The organism is Pseudomonas sp. PWP3-1b2 (assembly GCF_049896045.1).
In the GTDB taxonomy this organism is placed as follows: Bacteria; Pseudomonadota; Gammaproteobacteria; order Pseudomonadales; family Pseudomonadaceae; genus Aquipseudomonas; species Aquipseudomonas antarctica_B.
In genome coordinates, this window is record NZ_JAFCTN010000003.1 from 24,188 (window position 1) to 41,938 (window position 17,751).

The 17,751-nt window shown below is 60.7% G+C and carries 18 protein-coding genes; 6 read left to right on the top strand and 12 right to left on the bottom strand.

The window, feature by feature from the left end; translation table 11 throughout:
• Window positions 1-67: 67 nt before the first annotated feature.
• Window positions 68-1,963 (bottom strand): FTR1 family protein, encoded by a 1,896-nt coding sequence (locus ACP7A2_RS02545; protein ID WP_426132961.1) that lies wholly within the window; start codon window positions 1,961-1,963, stop codon window positions 68-70.
• 269 nt (window positions 1,964-2,232) lie between these two features.
• On the opposite strand from ACP7A2_RS02545, the gene ACP7A2_RS02550 reads away from it, so the two are divergent.
• From ACP7A2_RS02550 to ACP7A2_RS02565, 4 genes are read left to right on the top strand one after another with little or no spacing between them, the layout of a single operon-like run.
• Window positions 2,233-3,627, top strand: a complete 1,395-nt coding sequence (locus ACP7A2_RS02550) for a COG3014 family protein (protein WP_426132962.1) — start codon at window positions 2,233-2,235, stop codon at window positions 3,625-3,627.
• A 10-nt stretch (window positions 3,628-3,637) separates the two neighbouring features.
• Window positions 3,638-4,009, top strand: coding sequence for a YcfL family protein (locus tag ACP7A2_RS02555; RefSeq protein ID WP_003214024.1), 372 nt, complete (start codon window positions 3,638-3,640; stop codon window positions 4,007-4,009).
• A 35-nt stretch (window positions 4,010-4,044) separates the two neighbouring features.
• Window positions 4,045-4,632 (top strand): penicillin-binding protein activator LpoB, encoded by a 588-nt coding sequence (gene lpoB / locus ACP7A2_RS02560; RefSeq protein WP_348058792.1) that lies wholly within the window; start codon window positions 4,045-4,047, stop codon window positions 4,630-4,632.
• Between the two features lie 3 nt (window positions 4,633-4,635).
• Window positions 4,636-5,376 (top strand): penicillin-binding protein activator LpoB, encoded by a 741-nt coding sequence (locus ACP7A2_RS02565; protein WP_426132963.1) that lies wholly within the window; start codon window positions 4,636-4,638, stop codon window positions 5,374-5,376.
• Window positions 5,377-5,455: 79 nt separating this feature from the next.
• Here the strand turns inward: ACP7A2_RS02565 and ACP7A2_RS02570 are convergent, their stop codons facing one another.
• The 3 genes from ACP7A2_RS02570 to ACP7A2_RS02580 all read right to left on the bottom strand — a co-directional run bounded on the left by ACP7A2_RS02570 (window position 5,456) and on the right by ACP7A2_RS02580 (window position 8,659).
• On the bottom strand, window positions 5,456-6,088 hold the full coding sequence (locus ACP7A2_RS02570) for a LysE family transporter (protein WP_348058796.1): 633 nt from the start codon (window positions 6,086-6,088) through the stop codon (window positions 5,456-5,458).
• An 88-nt stretch (window positions 6,089-6,176) separates the two neighbouring features.
• A complete protein-coding gene (locus ACP7A2_RS02575; protein WP_348058798.1) occupies window positions 6,177-6,749 on the bottom strand; it encodes a mechanosensitive ion channel family protein in 573 nt (190 codons plus the stop codon).
• On the bottom strand, window positions 6,749-8,659 hold the full coding sequence (locus ACP7A2_RS02580; RefSeq protein ID WP_426132964.1) for an ATP-binding cassette domain-containing protein: 1,911 nt from the start codon (window positions 8,657-8,659) through the stop codon (window positions 6,749-6,751). The genes ACP7A2_RS02575 and ACP7A2_RS02580 overlap by 1 nt, the downstream gene beginning before the upstream one ends.
• Window positions 8,660-8,709: 50 nt before the next feature.
• On the opposite strand from ACP7A2_RS02580, the gene ACP7A2_RS02585 reads away from it, so the two are divergent.
• A complete protein-coding gene (locus tag ACP7A2_RS02585; RefSeq protein WP_426132965.1) occupies window positions 8,710-9,168 on the top strand; it encodes a TIGR02444 family protein in 459 nt (152 codons plus the stop codon).
• On the opposite strand, the gene ACP7A2_RS02590 is transcribed toward ACP7A2_RS02585, so the two are convergent.
• Window positions 9,165-10,331 carry an AlgP family protein gene (locus ACP7A2_RS02590; RefSeq protein ID WP_426132966.1) on the bottom strand — a complete coding sequence of 389 codons (1,167 nt, stop codon included), beginning with the start codon at window positions 10,329-10,331 and terminating at the stop codon, window positions 9,165-9,167. The two genes, ACP7A2_RS02585 and ACP7A2_RS02590, sit on opposite strands and share 4 nt — an antisense overlap.
• Before the next feature lie 192 nt (window positions 10,332-10,523).
• Between ACP7A2_RS02590 and ACP7A2_RS02595 the strand changes: the two genes are divergently transcribed.
• Window positions 10,524-11,195 (top strand): FKBP-type peptidyl-prolyl cis-trans isomerase, encoded by a 672-nt coding sequence (locus ACP7A2_RS02595; RefSeq protein ID WP_426132967.1) that lies wholly within the window; start codon window positions 10,524-10,526, stop codon window positions 11,193-11,195.
• A 54-nt stretch (window positions 11,196-11,249) separates the two neighbouring features.
• On the opposite strand, the gene rsd is transcribed toward ACP7A2_RS02595, so the two are convergent.
• The 7 genes from rsd to ACP7A2_RS02630 form a co-directional block, all read right to left on the bottom strand.
• Entirely contained in the window at window positions 11,250-11,708 is a 459-nt protein-coding gene (gene rsd, locus ACP7A2_RS02600) for a sigma D regulator (protein ID WP_426132969.1), read from the bottom strand.
• Between the two features lie 209 nt (window positions 11,709-11,917).
• Window positions 11,918-12,439 (bottom strand): disulfide bond formation protein B, encoded by a 522-nt coding sequence (locus tag ACP7A2_RS02605; protein ID WP_426132970.1) that lies wholly within the window; start codon window positions 12,437-12,439, stop codon window positions 11,918-11,920.
• Between the two features lie 239 nt (window positions 12,440-12,678).
• On the bottom strand, window positions 12,679-13,920 hold the full coding sequence (locus tag ACP7A2_RS02610) for a heme biosynthesis protein HemY (protein ID WP_426132972.1): 1,242 nt from the start codon (window positions 13,918-13,920) through the stop codon (window positions 12,679-12,681).
• Between the two features lie 5 nt (window positions 13,921-13,925).
• Window positions 13,926-15,041 (bottom strand): uroporphyrinogen-III C-methyltransferase, encoded by a 1,116-nt coding sequence (locus ACP7A2_RS02615; protein WP_426132973.1) that lies wholly within the window; start codon window positions 15,039-15,041, stop codon window positions 13,926-13,928.
• Between the two features lie 41 nt (window positions 15,042-15,082).
• Complete coding sequence (locus tag ACP7A2_RS02620) at window positions 15,083-15,832, bottom strand: uroporphyrinogen-III synthase (RefSeq protein ID WP_426132974.1); 750 nt, start codon at window positions 15,830-15,832, stop codon at window positions 15,083-15,085.
• Window positions 15,829-16,770: a hydroxymethylbilane synthase gene (hemC, locus tag ACP7A2_RS02625; RefSeq protein WP_426132976.1), complete on the bottom strand. Its 942-nt coding sequence runs from the start codon at window positions 16,768-16,770 to the stop codon at window positions 15,829-15,831. Before hemC ends, ACP7A2_RS02620 begins: the two co-directional genes overlap by 4 nt.
• A 138-nt stretch (window positions 16,771-16,908) precedes the next feature.
• The gene (locus ACP7A2_RS02630; RefSeq protein WP_375065462.1) at window positions 16,909-17,655 is read right to left on the bottom strand and encodes a LytR/AlgR family response regulator transcription factor; all 747 of its coding nucleotides are present in this window, start codon (window positions 17,653-17,655) and stop codon (window positions 16,909-16,911) included.
• Window positions 17,656-17,751 lie beyond the last annotated feature (96 nt).

The following is a 17,751-nucleotide window of genomic DNA, read 5'->3' on the forward strand; positions in this document are numbered from 1 at the left end:
GTCAACCTTCCATCAACCGACACGCCGCAATCGCAGGCAAGCCCGCTCCCACACTGACCGTAACCGCCTAAGCGGTAATTCGGCGCTTCTCGGCCAAGCGGCTGCGGCCATACAGCACCACAATTGCCAGAATCGCCACCGCCTGCGCACTCAGCGAATACGCATCGGCATGAATACCCAGCCAGTCAAAGTCAAAGAACGCCACTGGCCGCGTGCCGAAGATGCCGGCTTCCTGCAAGGCTTTCACGCCATGCCCGGCGAACACCACCGACAGCGCACACAGCAGCGCCGCGTTGATACCAAAGAACAACGCCAGCGGCAGTTTCGCCGAACCGCGCAGGATCACCCACGCCAACCCCACCAGCAGCACCAGCGCCGTGGCGCCACCGGCCAGTACCGCGTTGTGCCCGGCCGGGCCCGCTTGCAGCCACAGGGTTTCGTAAAACAGGATCACTTCAAACAGTTCGCGGTACACCGAGAAGAACGCCAGCATGGCAAACCCGAACCGCCCGCCGCCGCCCACCAGGCTGCTCTTGATGTAGTCCTGCCAGGCCGCCGCGTGGCGTCGGTCGTGCATCCACACGCCCAGCCACAGCACCATCACGCTGGCGAACAGCGCCGTGCAGCCTTCGAGCAATTCGCGCTGGGCGCCGCTCACGTCAATCACATACGCGGCCAACGCCCACGTGGCCAAACCGGCCAACAACGCCAAGCCCCAACCGACGTTGACGCTGCGCACCGCCGATTGCTGGCCGGTGTTACGCAGAAAGGCGAGGATCGCCGCCAGAACCAAAATGGCTTCCAGGCCTTCGCGCAACAGGATCAGCAAGCCGGAGATGTAGCTCAACGACCAGCTCAGGCCGTCGCTGCCCAGTAAGCCTGCAGATTCGGTAAGTTTGCCCTTGGCCACGTCCAGCCGCTGCTGCACCTGCTCGATCGGCAAACCGTCCTGCAACGACTGCCGATAAGCCATCAGCGCTTTCTCGGTGTCTTTGCGCACGTTGGCGTCGACGTTGTCCAGGGAGCTTTCCACCAGCTCAAAACCTTCCAGGTACGCGGCCACCGACAGGTCATAGGCCTGTTCGTGGTCACCGTTGCGGAACGCGGCGAGGCTTTTGTCCAGCGTGGTGGCGGTGTAGTCGAGCAACTGCGCCGGGCCACGTTTGACCTGTGGAGGCTGCGCGCGCTGTGCGCGGAAGGTCGCGGCGGCAGCGGGGCCGCTTGCTGCCAGCACTTCATTGGGCGTCAAACGCGCCAAGTCGGCCAGATTGAACGTTTGTTCGCTCTTGGCAGAAGCCGCGTCGGCGGTGAAACCGGCAATGTAGGTGGCCAAATCCCAGCGCTGGCGGTCATCCAGTTGGTCGGCAAACGAAGGCATGTCAGTGCCTTCGACGCCCAGGCCGAGGGTGTTGTAAATCGCGTAGAGACTCAAGCGGTCCAGGCGCGTGGCATCGCGCAGGTTGGCGGGCGGCGGCGTCATGCCCACGCTCGCCAGGCCATCACCGGCACCGGTGGCGCCGTGACACACCGAACACTGCTGCACGTAAAGCGGCGCACCGCGTGTGGGGTCAGGCGTGATTGCCGGCGCCTGGCTGACTTCGTACGCCACCGCCAGTTTGGCGCCCAATTGACGCGCCTGACGGGCGACTGTTGCGCCGTCCTGGCGGGCAGTTACAGCCGCTGACAATTCCTCGACACCCTTGACCAACTCCGCGTGTTCCGGCCTCTGCGGCAGTTCTGCCACCAACCCCTGCAACACCCCGAGAAACTCCACTTGTTCGCGATATTCGGATTCGTCGATAACCTCCCCCGCTTTCACTGTGGGAGGGTAGTCAGCACCAATGTAGTCCAGCAAGTGCAGGGCTTGCGGTGCACCCTCGGCCGTCGCGGCCAGCAGATTGAAACTGCACGACATCAGGGCCGGCAGCATTAGCCAGGCCAGAAAACGGAAAGGCGCAATCATGAATGAATCTCAAAGGGAAATACGAAGTAACACATTGTTAAGGCTTAACGGGTTTGACTCAAGGCGTATGTGATTTGCCGTGTGTGGGGCGAGGGGGTTTTTCACGCAGCCCGATAGCACTTCAGCCGCCTCCATAGCAGCAAAAAGCCATTGTTTTGCCAGTAATGCCGCTTATAATGCCGCGCCCTGTTAGCTCGAAAGGGAATTTAAATCCTCTTTTTTATGAGGATTCATCACATCAGTTGGACACTTTCAGGGAAGAAGTTTACATGGCATTTCGCGCCTTACCCCCGCTCGCGCTCGTGGCGGTTACCTTGCTTTCCGGCTGCTCGATGTTTCGCAGCTACGACACTGAGCTGCAAGCCACTAACCAGCAACTGGCGACGGGCAATGTCGACGGCGCCCTGACGCTGTTGGAAAAAAACAACACCGGCCAAGACAAAGACCTGCTCTATTTCTTCGAAAAAGGCGAATTGCTGCGAGCCAAAGGCGACCTCACGGGCAGCCAGACCGCCTGGCGCAGCGCCGACCTGCAAGTCTTCAAGTGGGAAGAGTCGGTCAAGTTCGACAGCGAAAAATACCTCGCTCAGTTCGGCAGCTTTCTGGTCAACGACAAAGTGCGCCGCTACGAAGGCTATGACTACGAAAAAGTCATGCTCACCACGCAGATGGCCCTGAATCTGTTGGCCCTGAACGACTTCGACGGCGCGCGTACCGAAATCAAGAAAACCCACGAACGCGAAGCCGTGATCGCCGACCTGCGCGACAAGGAATACCTCAAGCGCGAGAATGAAGCCGAGCGCCAGGGCGTGACCACCCAGATCAAAGACCTGCGCGGCTACCCCATCGAAGCACTGAATGCGCCGGAAGTGGTTGGCCTCAAGAACAGCTACCAGAGCGCGTTCAGCCATTACCTGGCAGGCTTTGTCTATGAAGCCCTGGGCGAGAAAGACCTGGCTGCACCCGGCTACCGCAAGGCCGCCGAGTTGCGCCCCAATACACCGTTGCTTGAACAAGCCCTTTTGGACCTGGACAAATCCAGGGTCGGCGCCGATGAGACCGACGTGCTGATCGTCGTCCAAAGCGGCCTGGCACCTGCGCGCGATTCGATTCGGTTGCCACTGCCAATCCCTATCGACGGCAACCTGGTGATCACTCCGCTGTCGTTCCCGGTAATCAAGGCCGACACGTCTACCTCAGCCTTCGCCCAGATCGGTGTCGACGGCAAGCCGCAGAACCTCACCGTGCTCAACAGCACCACCGCCATGTCTCGCCGCGCCCTGCGTGACGACATGCCAGGGATAATCCTGCGCACCACCGTACGTGCCGTCTCCCGTGGCATAACGCAAAACAATCTGAATAAAACCAACCCCATGGCCGGCCTGGTGCTGGGCATCGCCTCGGCCGTCACCGAAGGCGCCGACACTCGCACCTGGCGCACCCTGCCAGACATGACCCAAGTGACGCGCCTGCGACTCAAGCGGGGCGAGCACCACGTCAGCCTGCCCAGCGCACTGGGCGGCACGCTGGTAACAGTCAAGGCCGACCAACGCTACCAAGTGATCACGCTGCGTGTGGTCGGCAATCAGGTATTCGCCGGTGGCCTCGCCGCTCAGGTAGTGCCTGGTGCCGCCAGCCAGACCATCGCCCTCAAACAACCTTAAGGAGCACGCTATGCGTCATTTCATCCTCGGCGCTTTGGCGCTGATCCTACTCGCCGGCTGCGCTACCCCACCGCCACCGGAACCGGGCAGCGCGGCCAGCAAAATCGTGGTGATGGGTAAGTTCAAGGGCATTGCTGTCGGCGCCATTCGTGTCGCCCGCGAAAATGGCTTTCTGACCGCCAAGGTGCAACTGAGCAACATCACCAGCAGCAACCAGATGATGTATTACCGCTTCGCCTGGTTGGGTGCCGACGGTTTCCCGGTGGGCGATGAAGAAACCTGGAAAGTGCTGAATCTGTACGCGAATCAGGCGACCTTCCTGCCGGCCATCGCCAACCTGCCGCAGGCAGCAGATTTCCGTCTCGAAGTTAAAACCCCTTGAGCCTTCCTTTTCTTACGCTCCAGAGAGATTTCCCCATGTTTGCACGCTTTTCGTTCCTCGCCGTGGTCGCCCTTCTGGCCAGCGGTTGCGCCAACACCTCGCCGGTACTCGGCGGCAAGAACATCAGCTATGGCGACTCCAAAGCCGTGGAGCTGGTGACCAACGAGTTCGGCTCCACCGACCTGCAGATGATCGCCGAAAGCATGACCCGCTCCCTGGCGCAGTCCGGCATCCTGCAAGGCCGCCCTGTGGTGCAGGTGTATGACGTGAAGAACAAGACCAGCGAGTACATTGATACCCGCGAGATCACCACGTCGATCAAGACCCAACTGATGAAGACCGGCACGGCACGTTTCGCCAGCGACAACACCGACATGCAAAGCCAGGTCGACCAACTCAAGCTGCAGAACCAGAGCGGCCTGTACAAAAAGTCCTCCGTGAGCAAAACCGGCAACATGGTCGCGGCCAAGTACCGCCTGGAAGGCTCCATCAGCTCCATCGTCAAGCGTAGCTCGGACTACAAGGACGTGTTCTACAAGTTCAGCCTGCAACTGATCGACGTCGAAAGCGGCCTGGCCGAATGGATGGACGAAAAAGAAATCCGCAAGACCACGGAGCGCTGACAGATGCGTGCATGGATCGGCATGATCGGCCTGCTGTGCGCCTTTGGCGCCTCAGCCGCCCCGAAGATCGCGGTGACCGACCTGGCCTATGAGGCGCGGGTTGAGGAGTACATTCACCAGGTCTCGGCCAGCAACAACTTCCAGGCCAGCCCCTATCAAGCCAGCGGCGCGTCGAGCTACAGCGAGTACGAAAGCCGCACCAGCTACATCGAACAGGCCGAGCTGCGCAAATTCAGCGGCGACATCAAGGGTGAGATCCTCAAGTCGCACCAATTCCAGTTGGTGCAAGGCACGCCATACACTGCCGACGCCAAAGGGGACGTCTACGATGTGATCAAGCGCATCAAGGCCGGTAACTTCAAAGGTGCGGACTACGTGCTGTTCGGCACGCTGTCGGATATCGATTTCACCCAGGACATCAACGCCCTGGACCACACAAACAGCTACTCGGCCGTACTGGGCCTGACACTGGTGGCGGATTTCAGCCTGATCAACACCCGCACTTTCGAAATCACCTCGGCGTTTACCGCCATGGGTGAAGGCCAGGACACCAAGCTGGTGAACAGCCGAGATGTGCGCGTGAGCCTGAACCGGCCACGTGTGGTGAGGGAAGTGTCGAAAGCGTTGGGTGAGGATGTCGCACGGCAGTTGGCAGAGCAGTTGGGCGGGGGCTACCAAGACCCGGGCAAGCCTGCATTGCGCAATAACCTGCCACGGGATGAAGCGCCGAAAATTTTGCACTGATATCGGGTAAATCAGCCAACCAAAAACGACTGTGGGAGCTGGCAAGCCAGCTCCCACATTTTTGATCCGGTTTAGTCAGTTATGCCGTTGCGCGGTGCAGGCTGGCGAGAAAACCCGCCGCCCCGACAAACAACCCGGCGAACGTACGGTTCATGCGCTTCTGCTGTTTAGGCGTGCGCAACAGCCGCAACACTTTCGACGCCAGCCCCGTATACCCCGCCATCACGATCATATCGACGCTGATCATTGTCGCGCCCAGGATCAAGTACTGGGTCAGCAGCGGCGCGTGCGGGTCCACAAACTGCGGCAGTACCGCGAGCATGAACACCAAGGCCTTTGGGTTACTGGCATTAACCAGGAAACCACGGAACATCATCGCCATCGGCTTGCCGATCGGGCGCACGGCCGCATCATCGGACATGTCCATCGGCACGGCGCGCCACTGCTTGATGGCCAGGTACACCAGGTACGCCACACCAAACCATTTGATCGCATAGAACGCGGTAGAGGACGTCGCGAGAATGGCACCCAACCCGCCCGCCACCACGGCGATTTGCATCGCCAGTCCCAGTTGCAAGCCAATGGCGTTCCAGTAACCGCGCAGGAAACCGTATTGCAGGCCGCTGGACATCGACGCGATGGCGCCAGCGCCAGGAGAAAGGGAGATGATCCAACTGGCCACGAAAAAGGCCAGCCATGTGTCGAGTGCCATTACACACCTCAGGAGAAAGTTAGCGGTTGTGGCCAAAGCTAACTCCGCGGGCCAGAGGCTGGCTATCAATTTTTACACGGTGTGAGTGCTAGCGGTCGCCGGGGAATACGTGGGTACCTGGCCAACGGCGCACAGAGCGCTGGAAGAACAGACTGTTGGGCACCTGCACCATTGCGCTATCGGTACCTGCCTCTGCCACTTCGATCAGCGTGGTGTAGAGCAGATTGATCGCAACTACCCGCCCTTTCACACCAGGCTTGTCGACGGTATCCACCAGCTCGACGATGTCACCGAGGCGGAATGGCCCGACCGTGAAGATCAAAATCGCACACAGCAGGTTCGACAACACTGACCACATGGCAAAGAACGCCACGGCAGCCACTGCGACAAACCCCGACAGAGCCGTCCACAACACGGTGGCGGACACACCCAGGCGGCCGAGAACGAAGATCAGCGCACTGCCCATGATCAGCCAGCGCAAACCACCGCGCAGCGGCATCAGCAGTTGCGGCGGTAACGGGTAGCGCTCGCCCAGGCGCGTGAGTCCTTTGGCGACGAAGCGTTGCGCAAGGTAGCCGGCCAGCAGGATCAGCAAGATTTGCACGCCGATCCACACAGGCTCGACCCATTGCGCCGGCAGCGGCAGTTGCAGCGCTTCCATCAGGACAGCGCCTCCAGCTCCGCTTGCAGGGTTTCGAGCAGTTCGAGGGCTTCCATCCAGGTTTCCTCCAATTGCCCTTCACGCACCTTGAGTTTGGCCTGTTCGGCCAAGAGGTCGCGCAGCTCGTCCTTGCGTGCCGCCTCGTACACGGCACTGTCGCCCAGGCTCGCTTCGATCCTGGCCAGGCGCTCGTGCACCTTGCCCAGTTCGGCTTCCAGCTTGTCGGCTTCGCGTTTGTGCGGGGCCAATTGCTGGCGCAACGCAGCGGCAGCTTGGCGCTGGGCTTTCTTGTCGGTTTTGTCCGGGTTGACCGGCGTGTTGCTGGCCGGTGCGTTGCGCAGGCGGTAATCGGTCAGCCAGCGTGCGTAGTCGTCGAGGTCGCCGTCGAACTCTTCGACTTTACCGTCGGCCACCAGCAGGAAGTTGTCGGTAGTGCTTTTGAGCAAGTGGCGATCGTGAGACACCACCAACACCGCACCGCTGAATTCCTGCAGCGCCATGGTCAGCGCCAGGCGCATTTCCAGGTCGAGGTGGTTGGTGGGCTCATCGAGCAGCAACAGGTTAGGGCGATCCCAGGCGATCAACGCCAAGGCCAGACGGGCTTTTTCGCCACCGGAGAAATTCAGCACCGGCTCGTCGATGCGCGCACCACGGAAGTCGAAACCGCCAAGGAAGTCGCGCAGGGGCTGCTCGCGCTCGGTTGGCGCCAGGCGCTGCAGGTGCAGCAAAGGGCTGGCCTTGGCGTCGAGGGAGTCGAGCTGATGCTGGGCGAAATAGCCCACCACCAGGTTCTCGCCACGGGTCAGGCGGCCAGCCAACGGTTGCAGTTCACCCGAGAGGTTCTTGATCAGCGTCGACTTGCCCGCGCCGTTAGGGCCAAGCAAACCAATGCGCGCGCCCGGCGTGAGCTGCAGCTTGACCTTCTCCAGGATGGTTTTGTCGCCATAACCCAGGCGCGCATCCGAGAGGTCGAGCAACGGGCTGGAAATTTTCACCGACTCGCGGAACACAAAGTCGAACGGCGAATCGACGTGCGCTGCCGACAGTTCTTCCATGCGCTCCAGCGCCTTGATCCGGCTCTGGGCCTGACGGGCCTTGGTGGCCTGGGCCTTGAACCGGGCGATGTAGCTTTCCATGTGCGCACGCTGCACCTGTTGCTTCTCGTAGGCCTGCTGCTGCTGGGCCATACGCTCGGCACGCGCGCGTTCGAACGCGGTGTAGCCGCCACGGTAGAGCGTGATTTTCTTCTGCTCGACGTGAGCGATGTTGTCGACCACGGCGTCGAGAAAATCCCGGTCGTGGGAAATCAGCAGCAAAGTGCCCGGGTAGCTTTTGAGGAAATCTTCCAGCCACAGGATCGCATCGAGGTCCAGGTGGTTGGTCGGTTCATCGAGCAGCAACAGGTCCGAGGGGCACATCAGTGCCTGCGCCAGGTTCAGGCGCATGCGCCAGCCGCCGGAGAAGTCGGCGACGGGACGATCCATCTGCTCGTTGGTAAAGCCAAGACCGGCAAGCATTTTGCGCGCGCGGGCGTCGGCGGTGTAGCCGTCGGCACTGTCGAGTTCGGAGTGCAGGCGGGCCTGAGCGGCGCCATCCTGGGCTTTCTCGGCCTCGGCGAGGTCGTGTTGCACCTGGCGCAGGCGCAGGTCGCCATCGAGCACGTAGTCGATCGCGATGCGATCGAGGGTATCGATCTCCTGGCGCATATGGGCGATGCGCCAGTCGGCGGGCATCAAGCAGTCCCCGGAGTCCGGGGTCAGCTCACCCAGCAACAAGGCGAACAACGTGGATTTGCCGGCGCCATTGGCACCGATCAGGCCGGCTTTGTGACCGGCGTGCAGGGTCAGCTCGGCGTCTTCAAGAAGACGTTGCGGGCCACGCTGTAATGTTAGGCTTTGAAGTCGGATCATAATGGCGGCGGAGTCTACCAGCTTCGTTGGCCGCTGGCTTGGGTGAGAATATGTGCGCTGACCTGTGGAGCTTTGCCCTTTCGACTTACGCCCGCTCAGGGTGCGAAGCCGCTTGCCTGCGCTTGCAGAACCACGGGGCGGATGTGTGCCTGCTGCTTTGCGGGGCGTGGCTGGAACAACGCGGTGTGGCGGTGACAGCCGAACGGATAGAGGCGCTTGAACAGGTTGCCAAGCCCTGGCAGTCGCAGGTGATCGAGCCGTTGCGGCAGGTGCGCGTGCAATGGCGAGCTATGGCGCAGCGAGATGAACAATTGGCGGGGTTACGCGAGCGGGTCAAAACCCTGGAACTGGAGGCCGAACGGCAATTATTGGTGCGTCTGGAAACGCTGGCGCAGCCATGGCCGCCAGAGAAGGGTCAGCACAGCTGGCTTGAAGGCTTGGCGACCGAAGCCGCCAACCTTGACCACGACGCGCTGCAGTTGCTGCGCGTCGTGGCCACCGGCACTTAGGAAGCGCTGGTTGGAGTGGAGCTTGGCGCTACGGGCGCAGGCGTGCTGCTGGCCGATGCAGTTGGAGCGGTGGAAGCTGCCGGGGTAGCAGCAGGTGCTGCCGCGGTCGCTGGCTTGGCGGCAGCGGGTTTAGCGGCTGGCTTGGCGGCTGGTTTTGCAACAGCAGTTTTAGCAGCTGGCTTGGCGGCTGGTTTGGCAGCAGCAGTTTTAGCAGCTGGCTTGGCGGCTGGTTTGGCAGCAGCAGTTTTGGCAGCTGGCTTGGCAGCGGCAGTTTTGGCAGCTGGCTTGGCGGCTGGTTTGGCAGCAGCAGTTTTGGCAGCTGGCTTGGCGGCTGGTTTGGCAGCAGCAGTTTTGGCAGCTGGCTTGGCGGCTGGTTTTGCAGCGGCAGTTTTGGCAGCTGGCTTAGCGGCTGGTTTGGCAGCAGCAGTTTTAGCAACTGGCTTGGCGGCTGGTTTGGCAGCAGCAGTCTTGACAGCTGGCTTGGCGGCCGGTTTTGCAGCAGCAGTTTTAGCAGCTGGCTTGGCGGCTGGTTTTGCAGCAGCAGTCTTGGCAGCTGGCTTGGCGGCCGGTTTTGCAGCAGCAGTTTTAGCAGCTGGCTTGGCGGCCGGTTTTGCGGCAGCAGTCTTGGCAGCTGGCTTGGCGGCTGATTTTGCAGCTGCCGTTTTAGCGGTTGGTTTCGCAGCCGCCTTTGCCGCTGGCTTGGCAGCAACTGCTTTGCTCGCAGGCTTTTTCGCCGTGCTCGCTGCAACCGCTTTTGCCGGGGTACGCGTACCCAGTACTTTTGCCACAGCTTCTTTCACACGACCAACGCCCTGGGCCAGTTTCAGGCTTTCCTGAGCATCTTTTTTGAGTTGGGAAATGTAGGTGCGGGTTTCAGCCTGGCGATCCTTGAGAGCGTCTAGCAGGTCTTCAAGTTCTTTGACTGCGTCTTTGGCTTTAGCTTGAGCCTTGGCCTTGCCGGCAGTGGCGGCGTCTTGCAATTTAGTGCGGGATTTGTGCAGCTTTTCTTGCGCTTTACCGCGTTGTTTTTCCAGCTTGGCGAGCAGTTTTTCTGCATCAGCCAACGCTTGAGAACACGCGCTTTCCAGATGTTCGAGCAGGCTGCTCGACAGTTGTTGGAGTAAATGCAACGGGGTATTTACAGGCTTCTGTTTGGCCGACATGGTTTACCTCCTGGCTGACTTGGGTGCGGCTCATACTAGCCCTCTGCTCTTACCGCCGCTAGGGCATGTTGACAGTATCGTTTGCCTTGCGTTGCACCGTGAGAAAATTCTTATCGATATAACGGAAAACCACGGCACTTTTTACGCACTCACGCTGGCATAATCCGTCGCACTTTCGGCGGGAGAATCCCCATGTCGCGTTACCTTTTTCTAATGCTTGGCCTGGCGATTTCGGTGGCGAATGCGAGCGCGCAAGCGCCGTCCAAAACAGCTGAGCAAGACCCTCACGACCTCGCCTATAGCCTGGGCGCAAGCCTCGGCGAACGCTTGCGCGAGGAAGTCCCCGACCTGCAAATCCAGGCGCTGCTCGACGGCCTCAAGCAAGCCTATCAAGGCAAACCACTGGCTCTGGACGCTACCCGCATCGAGCAAATTCTCGCGATTCACGAAGCGAAGACCGCAGCCGAGGTCCCCCAAAGCGAAAAGGCACTCGCGGGTGAACAACAATTTTTGGCCAGGGAAAAAGCCGCCAGCGGCGTGCGTGAATTAGCGGATGGAATTCTGCTCACCGAGCTGACACCCGGCACCGGCAGCAAGCCGTTGGCCAGTGATGAGGTGCAAGTGAAATACGTGGGGCGCCTGCCCGATGGGACCGTCTTCGACAAAAGCACTCAACCGCAATGGTTTCGCCTCGACAGTGTGATCAGCGGTTGGAGCAGTGCGCTGCAACAAATGCCGGTGGGCGCGAAGTGGCGCCTGGTGATTCCATCGGCTCAGGCTTATGGTGCCGACGGCGCCGGTGAGCTGATCCCGCCGTATACACCCCTGGTCTTCGAGATAGAGCTTCTCGGCATTCGCCACTGAGCCAATAAAAAACGGTGCGCAATGCGCACCGTTTTTTATCTCGCCAGCAAAAGGTCACGCCTGGGTAGCGGCCTCTTCCTTGTGGGCGTTGTGCAGCACTTCGATCAGGCAGTCTTCCAGTTCGAAACGCTCATGCAGCAACCCACCCAACTCTTTGAATTTTTCGGCAACACATTTACCGGCATCACACAGGTCAGTGAATGCCAGCAGCTTCTCGGTGATGACATCGATCCGTGGGTAAATGGTCTCGGCCAACTCCAGGCCGCGCTGATCGTCAAAGGCTTGCGCCTCCTTGGTCAGCTGCTCATAGACGCCGAAATGACCAGCAGATACGTAGTCCACCAACACCCCGCAGAAGTCCTGCAACGGTTCGCGATTCTCAGCCAGTGCCTCGGGCTTGGCGCCGAGAGCATCAAAGGCCCGAACCAGTTCGTGACGTGCCTTCAACCAGCTGTCGATCAGCTTGTGCACCCCACCCCAGCGTTCCTGAGCATTCTGACAACTTTCCAGCATGATGATCTCTCTTCCCTATAGGGGCGCTGCTGCCCTGTGCCCGCTCGATACTTCAGGGAGGCAGCAGCAGGCGGACAAGGCCGCGTCTGACATACGGTTTCGTTAACGCGTGCGGGCCAGATTATGCCCGCATGACTGTGGCTTCAAGGTACGCAGGAGAGAAAGTTCATACAAGTGTTTAATCCTGCCCGACAAACCGCGACATGCTTTTAGTGCTGCATCAGCTGCATGCGCCGGTTCAGCAGCGACTGTGAAAACTGCATGATGCCCAGGATCAGCATTGCCACGAAGAACAACAGGCTCCACTCGGGCAGGCTCAGGTCAAACAGGGTCCAGTTAATCTCGGCACAGTCAACGGTGCCCTTGACCGTCGATTGCAGCGCTTGCCAAATCGACAGGTTCTCAATCATGTCGTGCAGGCTGGGCCAACAATCCCTGACTTGCTCCGGTGCGGCATTTTGCAGCAGTACCTGGCGCACAGCGGTAATCGAGCCAAGCAATGCACACCCCGAACTCGCCAGCCCGTAAAGGTAGGCAGCAGAGCGTTTTGGGCCGTGGGCCGCTGCGATCAGGTTGATCAGCGTGAATGTTGCCAGAAGGATGCGTTGCAGTTGGCACAGAAAGCACGGGCGCAGCAGCGCGCGGTACTCAAGGTAAAAAGACACGCCCAACGTCAGCGCACCAGCCATGAACGCCAGGAGAAACAGGGAACGTGAAGGGGCCAAAGACATTTTTATCCGTACCGCAAAAGATAGGTCGTTACGGTAGAGGAAAGGCCCGACCCCTTTCAATACGCGTTAGAGCGGACAATTCCGCGAGAGCATAGGGATATGCCGTCAGAGCCTGGATGACTTCAATCAAATGGCAGTAGGAATTTGCTACATAGCGCTTTAAGTCGGGCATCAGCGCGGTAACTCAAGGCTGGCCCTCAGAAGTTTCCGGGCCAGCCCTGACACTCGTCCTACAGACTTCAGACCCGTGCAGGCACCGGCAAAGGCGCTGCCAGCAGACGGCTGTCCAGAAGCCCAAGGCCTTCCTGGAACAGTTGATTACTGCGTTCGGTATCACCCAATTGGGCCAGCAGTCGCGCCAATTCAGCACAGGCTTCCGGGTTACGCTGCACCTGCAGGCTGCTCTCCAGATAGTCCCGCGCTTTGCCCCACAAACTGTTTTGCAGGCAAAGGCGCCCGAGCGTCAGCAGCAGGCTGGCGTCCCCCGGATGATCCTTGAGCCAACCTTCGGCAAACTTCAACTGCCGTGCCGGGTCACTGCCGCGCAGCAAGCCATAAAGACGGATGAGATGGCTGTCGTAACCACGCTTGATCGCGCCACGCAGCGCTTCTTCCGCGCTGGCATCGGCGCCCAGTCGACGCAGTTGCTCAGCGTATGCCAGGACCAATTGTGGCTCTTGGCGCTGCGCGGAAGTCAGCTGCTCCCATGCCCGCTCAAGGCCCTGCAACCCTGCCTCGCCCTGCTCTTCACGCTGGGCAGCCAACCCCAGGTTTTCACCCCAGGCACGGCGCTCCAGTTCGGCAAGCTCGGTCGCGGGCAACACTTTGTCTTTACGCAGTTCAGGCAACAGACGAATTACCGATGACCAATCGCCTCGCTGTTGGTGCAGGCGCTGCAACTGACGCAAAACCTGCGGGTTATGAGGATGACGCGCGTGCATGGCCTGCAATGTGACCAACGCGCCTTCCGTGTCACCGCGGTCCATCTGCAATTGCGCATGGCTCAAGGCGACGGCGAGTTCAGCCTGCGGCTGGCGCTCCAGGGCGCGCTCCAGTAAACCGTCAGACTCCTCATAACGGCCCTGCTCATTGGCTGCGCGCGCTGCGCCGAGGTAGTACAGCAACGGATGACGTTCAGCCTCGGCGGCACGGTGCAAATAGCGCTCGGCACTGGCCCAGCGTCCTTCGGCGAGGTCCATCTGGCCTTGTTCGATGGCGACCTGCACACGTCGGCTGCGGTTGCGCCGCGACCACGGGTTGACCACGCCACCGGAAGTGGTGATCAGGCTCAGCAGCACACGAACAAGGTAAATCGCCAAGCCCACGGCAAACAGCGCCACCAGCGTGGCCCACAGGCTCGACTCGTAATGCAGCACATGGGGATAGGTAATCAGCACGTAGCCGGTGTGTTTCGAAATGCCCACAGCCAGCGCCAGGGCGATGGCAATTGCCAACACCAGGATCACATAGAAACGCTTCATCGGCTCTACTCCTGGGTCGCCGGCGTGCTCGCCGACGCCTTGGCTTCATCGGCAGACAGATGGCGGCGCTCGAGATAAGCCTGCACCGCTGCCAGGCTTGCGGCCAGGTCCGGCGTGACCACGGAGACAGCCTTGGGCTCAAGCTCGGCGATACGCGCCAGCATGGCTTTGCTCTGCGGGTTGTCCTGATTGAAGTTGTCTTGCAGTACGCTGCGCGCTTCACCCAGGGAGCGGCTGTACACCGCGGCTTCGCCATTCAGTGCAGCCCATTGCGCTTGCTCCAGAGCGAGGCTCAGGGCCAGGCGCACCTGGTTCAAGCCTTGGCCGGCGAGCAACGGACGAATGTTATCGTCCGGGTTGAAGTCGATGCGGAAGTAGCGGGAAATCTGCTCCCACCATTGGCTCCAACGGTTATCCGTATCCGTGGTCGAGCGCCCTTCGGAACCCGGCTCGGTCAGCTGGTATTCCGGGGCGATCGCGGCCAGTTGAACCACCTGATCGCGCAGCGCCGCCAATTGCAGGTACAGCCCGGTGCGGTCCGGTTGTTCGGTGCTGCGCAGCGCGGCAAGGCTCTTGGCCAATTGCTCGCGAGCAGCGTAGGCACCCGGGTCGCTCTGTTCGCGAAGAATCTCGTCGGCGCCCTGGACCAGCGACTGGGCGCTGTTGATGTCCTGCAAGGCTGACAAACGCAAGCTGGCCAGACGGATCAAATGCTCGGCCTCAGCCAGGCGCCAATCCTGGCGGCTGGCACCCAGCACGGTTTCCAGGCGCTGGCTCAAGCGCTGCTGATCACCCTGCAATTGGGCGACCAGACGACGGCGCTCCTCCAGCTCATCGGCTGCGGGCAACTGCGCCAGGCGAGCGGCCAACTGCTGCTGGCTCTGCTTGAGGGATTGGGATTGGTCATCGAGGGTCTGCACCTGGCCAAGCTGTTGCTGGCTGCTGGCTTGCAGGGCGCGGACCTGCCAGATCCCCCAACCGCCGGCGCCAACACCTGCGGCGCCGAGCAACAGGGCGACGACTGCCAGGCCGTTGCCACGGCGTGGCGCGGTAACCTGTGACTCAACCGGCGCATCGAGTGCGGGTTGGGTTTCATCTTTAGGCAAGGCTGTTTCGCTCACGTATCCGTCCTTTGCGTATCAGAGAGTGGGGGCGGCCTGCTTCACAAGGCAGAACTGCGCAACGCCACTAACAAAGCCGCGGCACTTGCGCCGCGACAATCCACAACTTTTTCTGCGCCAGCGGCGCGCGCCATTTCATACACGCGCGGGCTGGGCACGAACAACGGCAGCTGCGCCACCTGCGGCCAATCGCCGCCGGCCAGGGCCTGCAAGTGTAAAAAACCCTGCCCACTGCTGACCACCAGGCCGTTCAAGCGTTCCAACTGGATGCGCTGCAGCAACTCCCCGGCATCGTATGCCGGAAGGAAACGCCGATACAGTTCCAGATAGTCGACACTAGCACCTCCCTCGCGCAAACGCTCAGCGAGCAATTCCCGCCCTCCTTCGCCGCGCAGGATAAGCACCCGCGCGCCAGGGCGTGCGACAGCCTCGCGCAAGGCCGGCAGTGCGAGCAAGGCCTCGCTGTCGTCGCCGGTAGCAGGACACTGAACGTTGAGGCCGTAATCGGCCAATACTTGCGCGGTAGCCGCGCCAACGCTGAACCACGGCAACGTCGGCCAGGTTTGATCCAAATGTTGCAAGGCCAGGCGCGCAGCCGGTTTGCTCACCACGATCACCGCGCAATAGCGGCTCAGGTCAGCCAACACAGCCTGTTGTTCGGCTGTGATCGGCAGCGCTTCAATGTCCAGCAAGGGCAGGCTGCTGCTGAAGATGCCGGCGTCAGCCAACGACGCCGCCAGGGCCATTGACTCCTCGGCAGGCCGCGTCAGCAACACACGCCATTGGGTCACTGCGGGCCCGCCTCGCCGTAGACCTTTTGCAGAATGGCGCCAGCGCCTTTTACCAACAGCTCTTCGGCCACCTGGATGCCCAATGCCGTGGCATCACGCTGTGGCCCGCGCACCTCGGCGGTGAGCAGCAATCCGCCGTCTGGATCCCCGACCAAACCACGCAGCCAAAGGTTTTCGCCTTCGAGCACGGCGTAGCAGGCGATCGGCACCTGGCAGCCACCATTGAGGTGTTTGTTCAGGGCACGTTCGGCCGTGACACGAACTTCGGTGTCAGCGTGATCAAGGGGTTTGAGCAAGGCGTGGATTTCACTGTCGACGGTGCGGCATTCAATGCCCACTGCACCCTGCCCGCCTGCCGGCAAGCTGTCCTCGACGCTGATCGCCGAGGTGATACGGTCTTCGAAGCCAAGGCGGATCAAACCGGCTGCCGCGAGGATGATCGCGTCATATTCACCGGCGTCCAGCTTGGCCAGCCGGGTGTTGACGTTGCCGCGCAGGAAGCGAATTTGCAGGTCCGGGCGACGGGTCAGCAACTGCGCCTGGCGACGCAGGCTGGACGTGCCAACGATGCTGCCCAAAGGCAGTTCATCCAGAGACGCGTAGGTGTTGGACACGAAGGCGTCGCGTGGGTCTTCGCGCTCGCAGATGCAATACAGGCCAAGGCCTTCCGGGAAGTCCATCGGCACGTCTTTCATCGAATGCACGGCGATGTCGGCTTCGTTTTCCAGCAGCGCGGTTTCCAGTTCCTTGACGAACAGGCCCTTGCCGCCGATCTTCGACAGCGGCGAGTCCAGCAGTTTGTCACCGCGACTGACCATGGGCACCAAGGTGACCTTGAGGCCCGGATGGGCCAGCTCAAGGCGTGCTTTAACGTATTCGGCCTGCCACAAGGCCAGGGCACTTTTACGGGTGGCGATGCGGATTTCGCGAGAGGACATGGATCAATCCGTACTGAATAGATACGGCAGATAATAACAGCTCAGGCAAATGCGCTTTGATTTGAATCAGCAAGTGCGGGGCCTCCCTGGCCACGCCGCACCGGGATAGGAAATACACACCGCGCCACAGCCCTCGGGCTAAAGCTGCTGCATCATCTTGCGCACGCCAGCCACATGGCGCCGGCTGACGATCAGGGCGTCGCCGTTAAGCCCTTTCAAAAACAGCTGAAAGTGCCCCAGGGGCGTACGCTGCAAGCGTTCAATTCGCTCTCGAGCCACCAACGCGTTGCGGTGGATGCGCACGAAACGGTCGCCAAACTCATCCTCAAGGGCCTTGAGTGGCTCATCAAGCAGCACTTCGCCTGCCTCGTGACGCAAGGTCACGTATTTATGGTCGGCAATAAAGTACACCACCTGGCTCAGGGGAATCAGCTCGATACCTTTGCGGGTTCGCGCACTGATATGGCTGCGCGGCCCGTTGCCACTTTGAGCGGCTGGCTGAGTCAGGGCAGCGAGTTGGATGCGATTGGGGCGCTCGGCTTTTTTCAGGGCCTTGAGCAACGCATCGCCTGCCACTGGCTTGAGCAGGAAGGCGACGCCGCTGTCTTCGAGCGTCTGCTCGGGGAACTCATCTTGCGCCGCGCATAACACCACGGCTGGTGGCGATTCGCGCTCACTCAGTCGGGCGGCAACCTGCAGGCCATCAAGGCCTGGCAGGCGGATATCAAGCAACACCACATCCGGCTTGAGGCTGTCGATCAGCGTCAACGCCTCTTCACCCGTGGTGGCGCTCGGTTCAAGGACTGCATAACCCTCGAGTTCACTGACCAGACGGCTCAGTCGCTCGCGGGCTTGGGGTTCGTCATCAACGATCAGGACATTCATATAGCGCTGGATTCCTGCGTGAGTCTCGCACAAGGATAGCGTAGACAGGTGCGGTGACTTGCGTCACAGCGATCCACGCTAAGACTAGCGCGAGCG

Bases quoted from the DNA above. Each gene is read 5' to 3' on its own strand.
- ACP7A2_RS02545 (WP_426132961.1), bottom strand. From the start codon at position 1,963: ATGATTGCGCCTTTCCGTTTTCTGGCCTGGCTAATGCTGCCGGCCCTG.
- ACP7A2_RS02550 (WP_426132962.1), top strand. From the start codon at position 2,233: ATGGCATTTCGCGCCTTACCCCCGCTCGCGCTCGTGGCGGTTACCTTG.
- ACP7A2_RS02555 (WP_003214024.1), top strand. From the start codon at position 3,638: ATGCGTCATTTCATCCTCGGCGCTTTGGCGCTGATCCTACTCGCCGGC.
- lpoB (WP_348058792.1), top strand. From the start codon at position 4,045: ATGTTTGCACGCTTTTCGTTCCTCGCCGTGGTCGCCCTTCTGGCCAGC.
- ACP7A2_RS02565 (WP_426132963.1), top strand. From the start codon at position 4,636: ATGCGTGCATGGATCGGCATGATCGGCCTGCTGTGCGCCTTTGGCGCC.
- ACP7A2_RS02570 (WP_348058796.1), bottom strand. From the start codon at position 6,088: ATGGCACTCGACACATGGCTGGCCTTTTTCGTGGCCAGTTGGATCATC.
- ACP7A2_RS02575 (WP_348058798.1), bottom strand. From the start codon at position 6,749: ATGGAAGCGCTGCAACTGCCGCTGCCGGCGCAATGGGTCGAGCCTGTG.
- ACP7A2_RS02580 (WP_426132964.1), bottom strand. From the start codon at position 8,659: ATGATCCGACTTCAAAGCCTAACATTACAGCGTGGCCCGCAACGTCTT.
- ACP7A2_RS02585 (WP_426132965.1), top strand. From the start codon at position 8,710: ATGTGCGCTGACCTGTGGAGCTTTGCCCTTTCGACTTACGCCCGCTCA.
- ACP7A2_RS02590 (WP_426132966.1), bottom strand. From the start codon at position 10,331: ATGTCGGCCAAACAGAAGCCTGTAAATACCCCGTTGCATTTACTCCAA.
- ACP7A2_RS02595 (WP_426132967.1), top strand. From the start codon at position 10,524: ATGTCGCGTTACCTTTTTCTAATGCTTGGCCTGGCGATTTCGGTGGCG.
- rsd (WP_426132969.1), bottom strand. From the start codon at position 11,708: ATGCTGGAAAGTTGTCAGAATGCTCAGGAACGCTGGGGTGGGGTGCAC.
- ACP7A2_RS02605 (WP_426132970.1), bottom strand. From the start codon at position 12,439: ATGTCTTTGGCCCCTTCACGTTCCCTGTTTCTCCTGGCGTTCATGGCT.
- ACP7A2_RS02610 (WP_426132972.1), bottom strand. From the start codon at position 13,920: ATGAAGCGTTTCTATGTGATCCTGGTGTTGGCAATTGCCATCGCCCTG.
- hemC (WP_426132976.1), bottom strand. From the start codon at position 16,770: ATGTCCTCTCGCGAAATCCGCATCGCCACCCGTAAAAGTGCCCTGGCC.
- ACP7A2_RS02630 (WP_375065462.1), bottom strand. From the start codon at position 17,655: ATGAATGTCCTGATCGTTGATGACGAACCCCAAGCCCGCGAGCGACTG.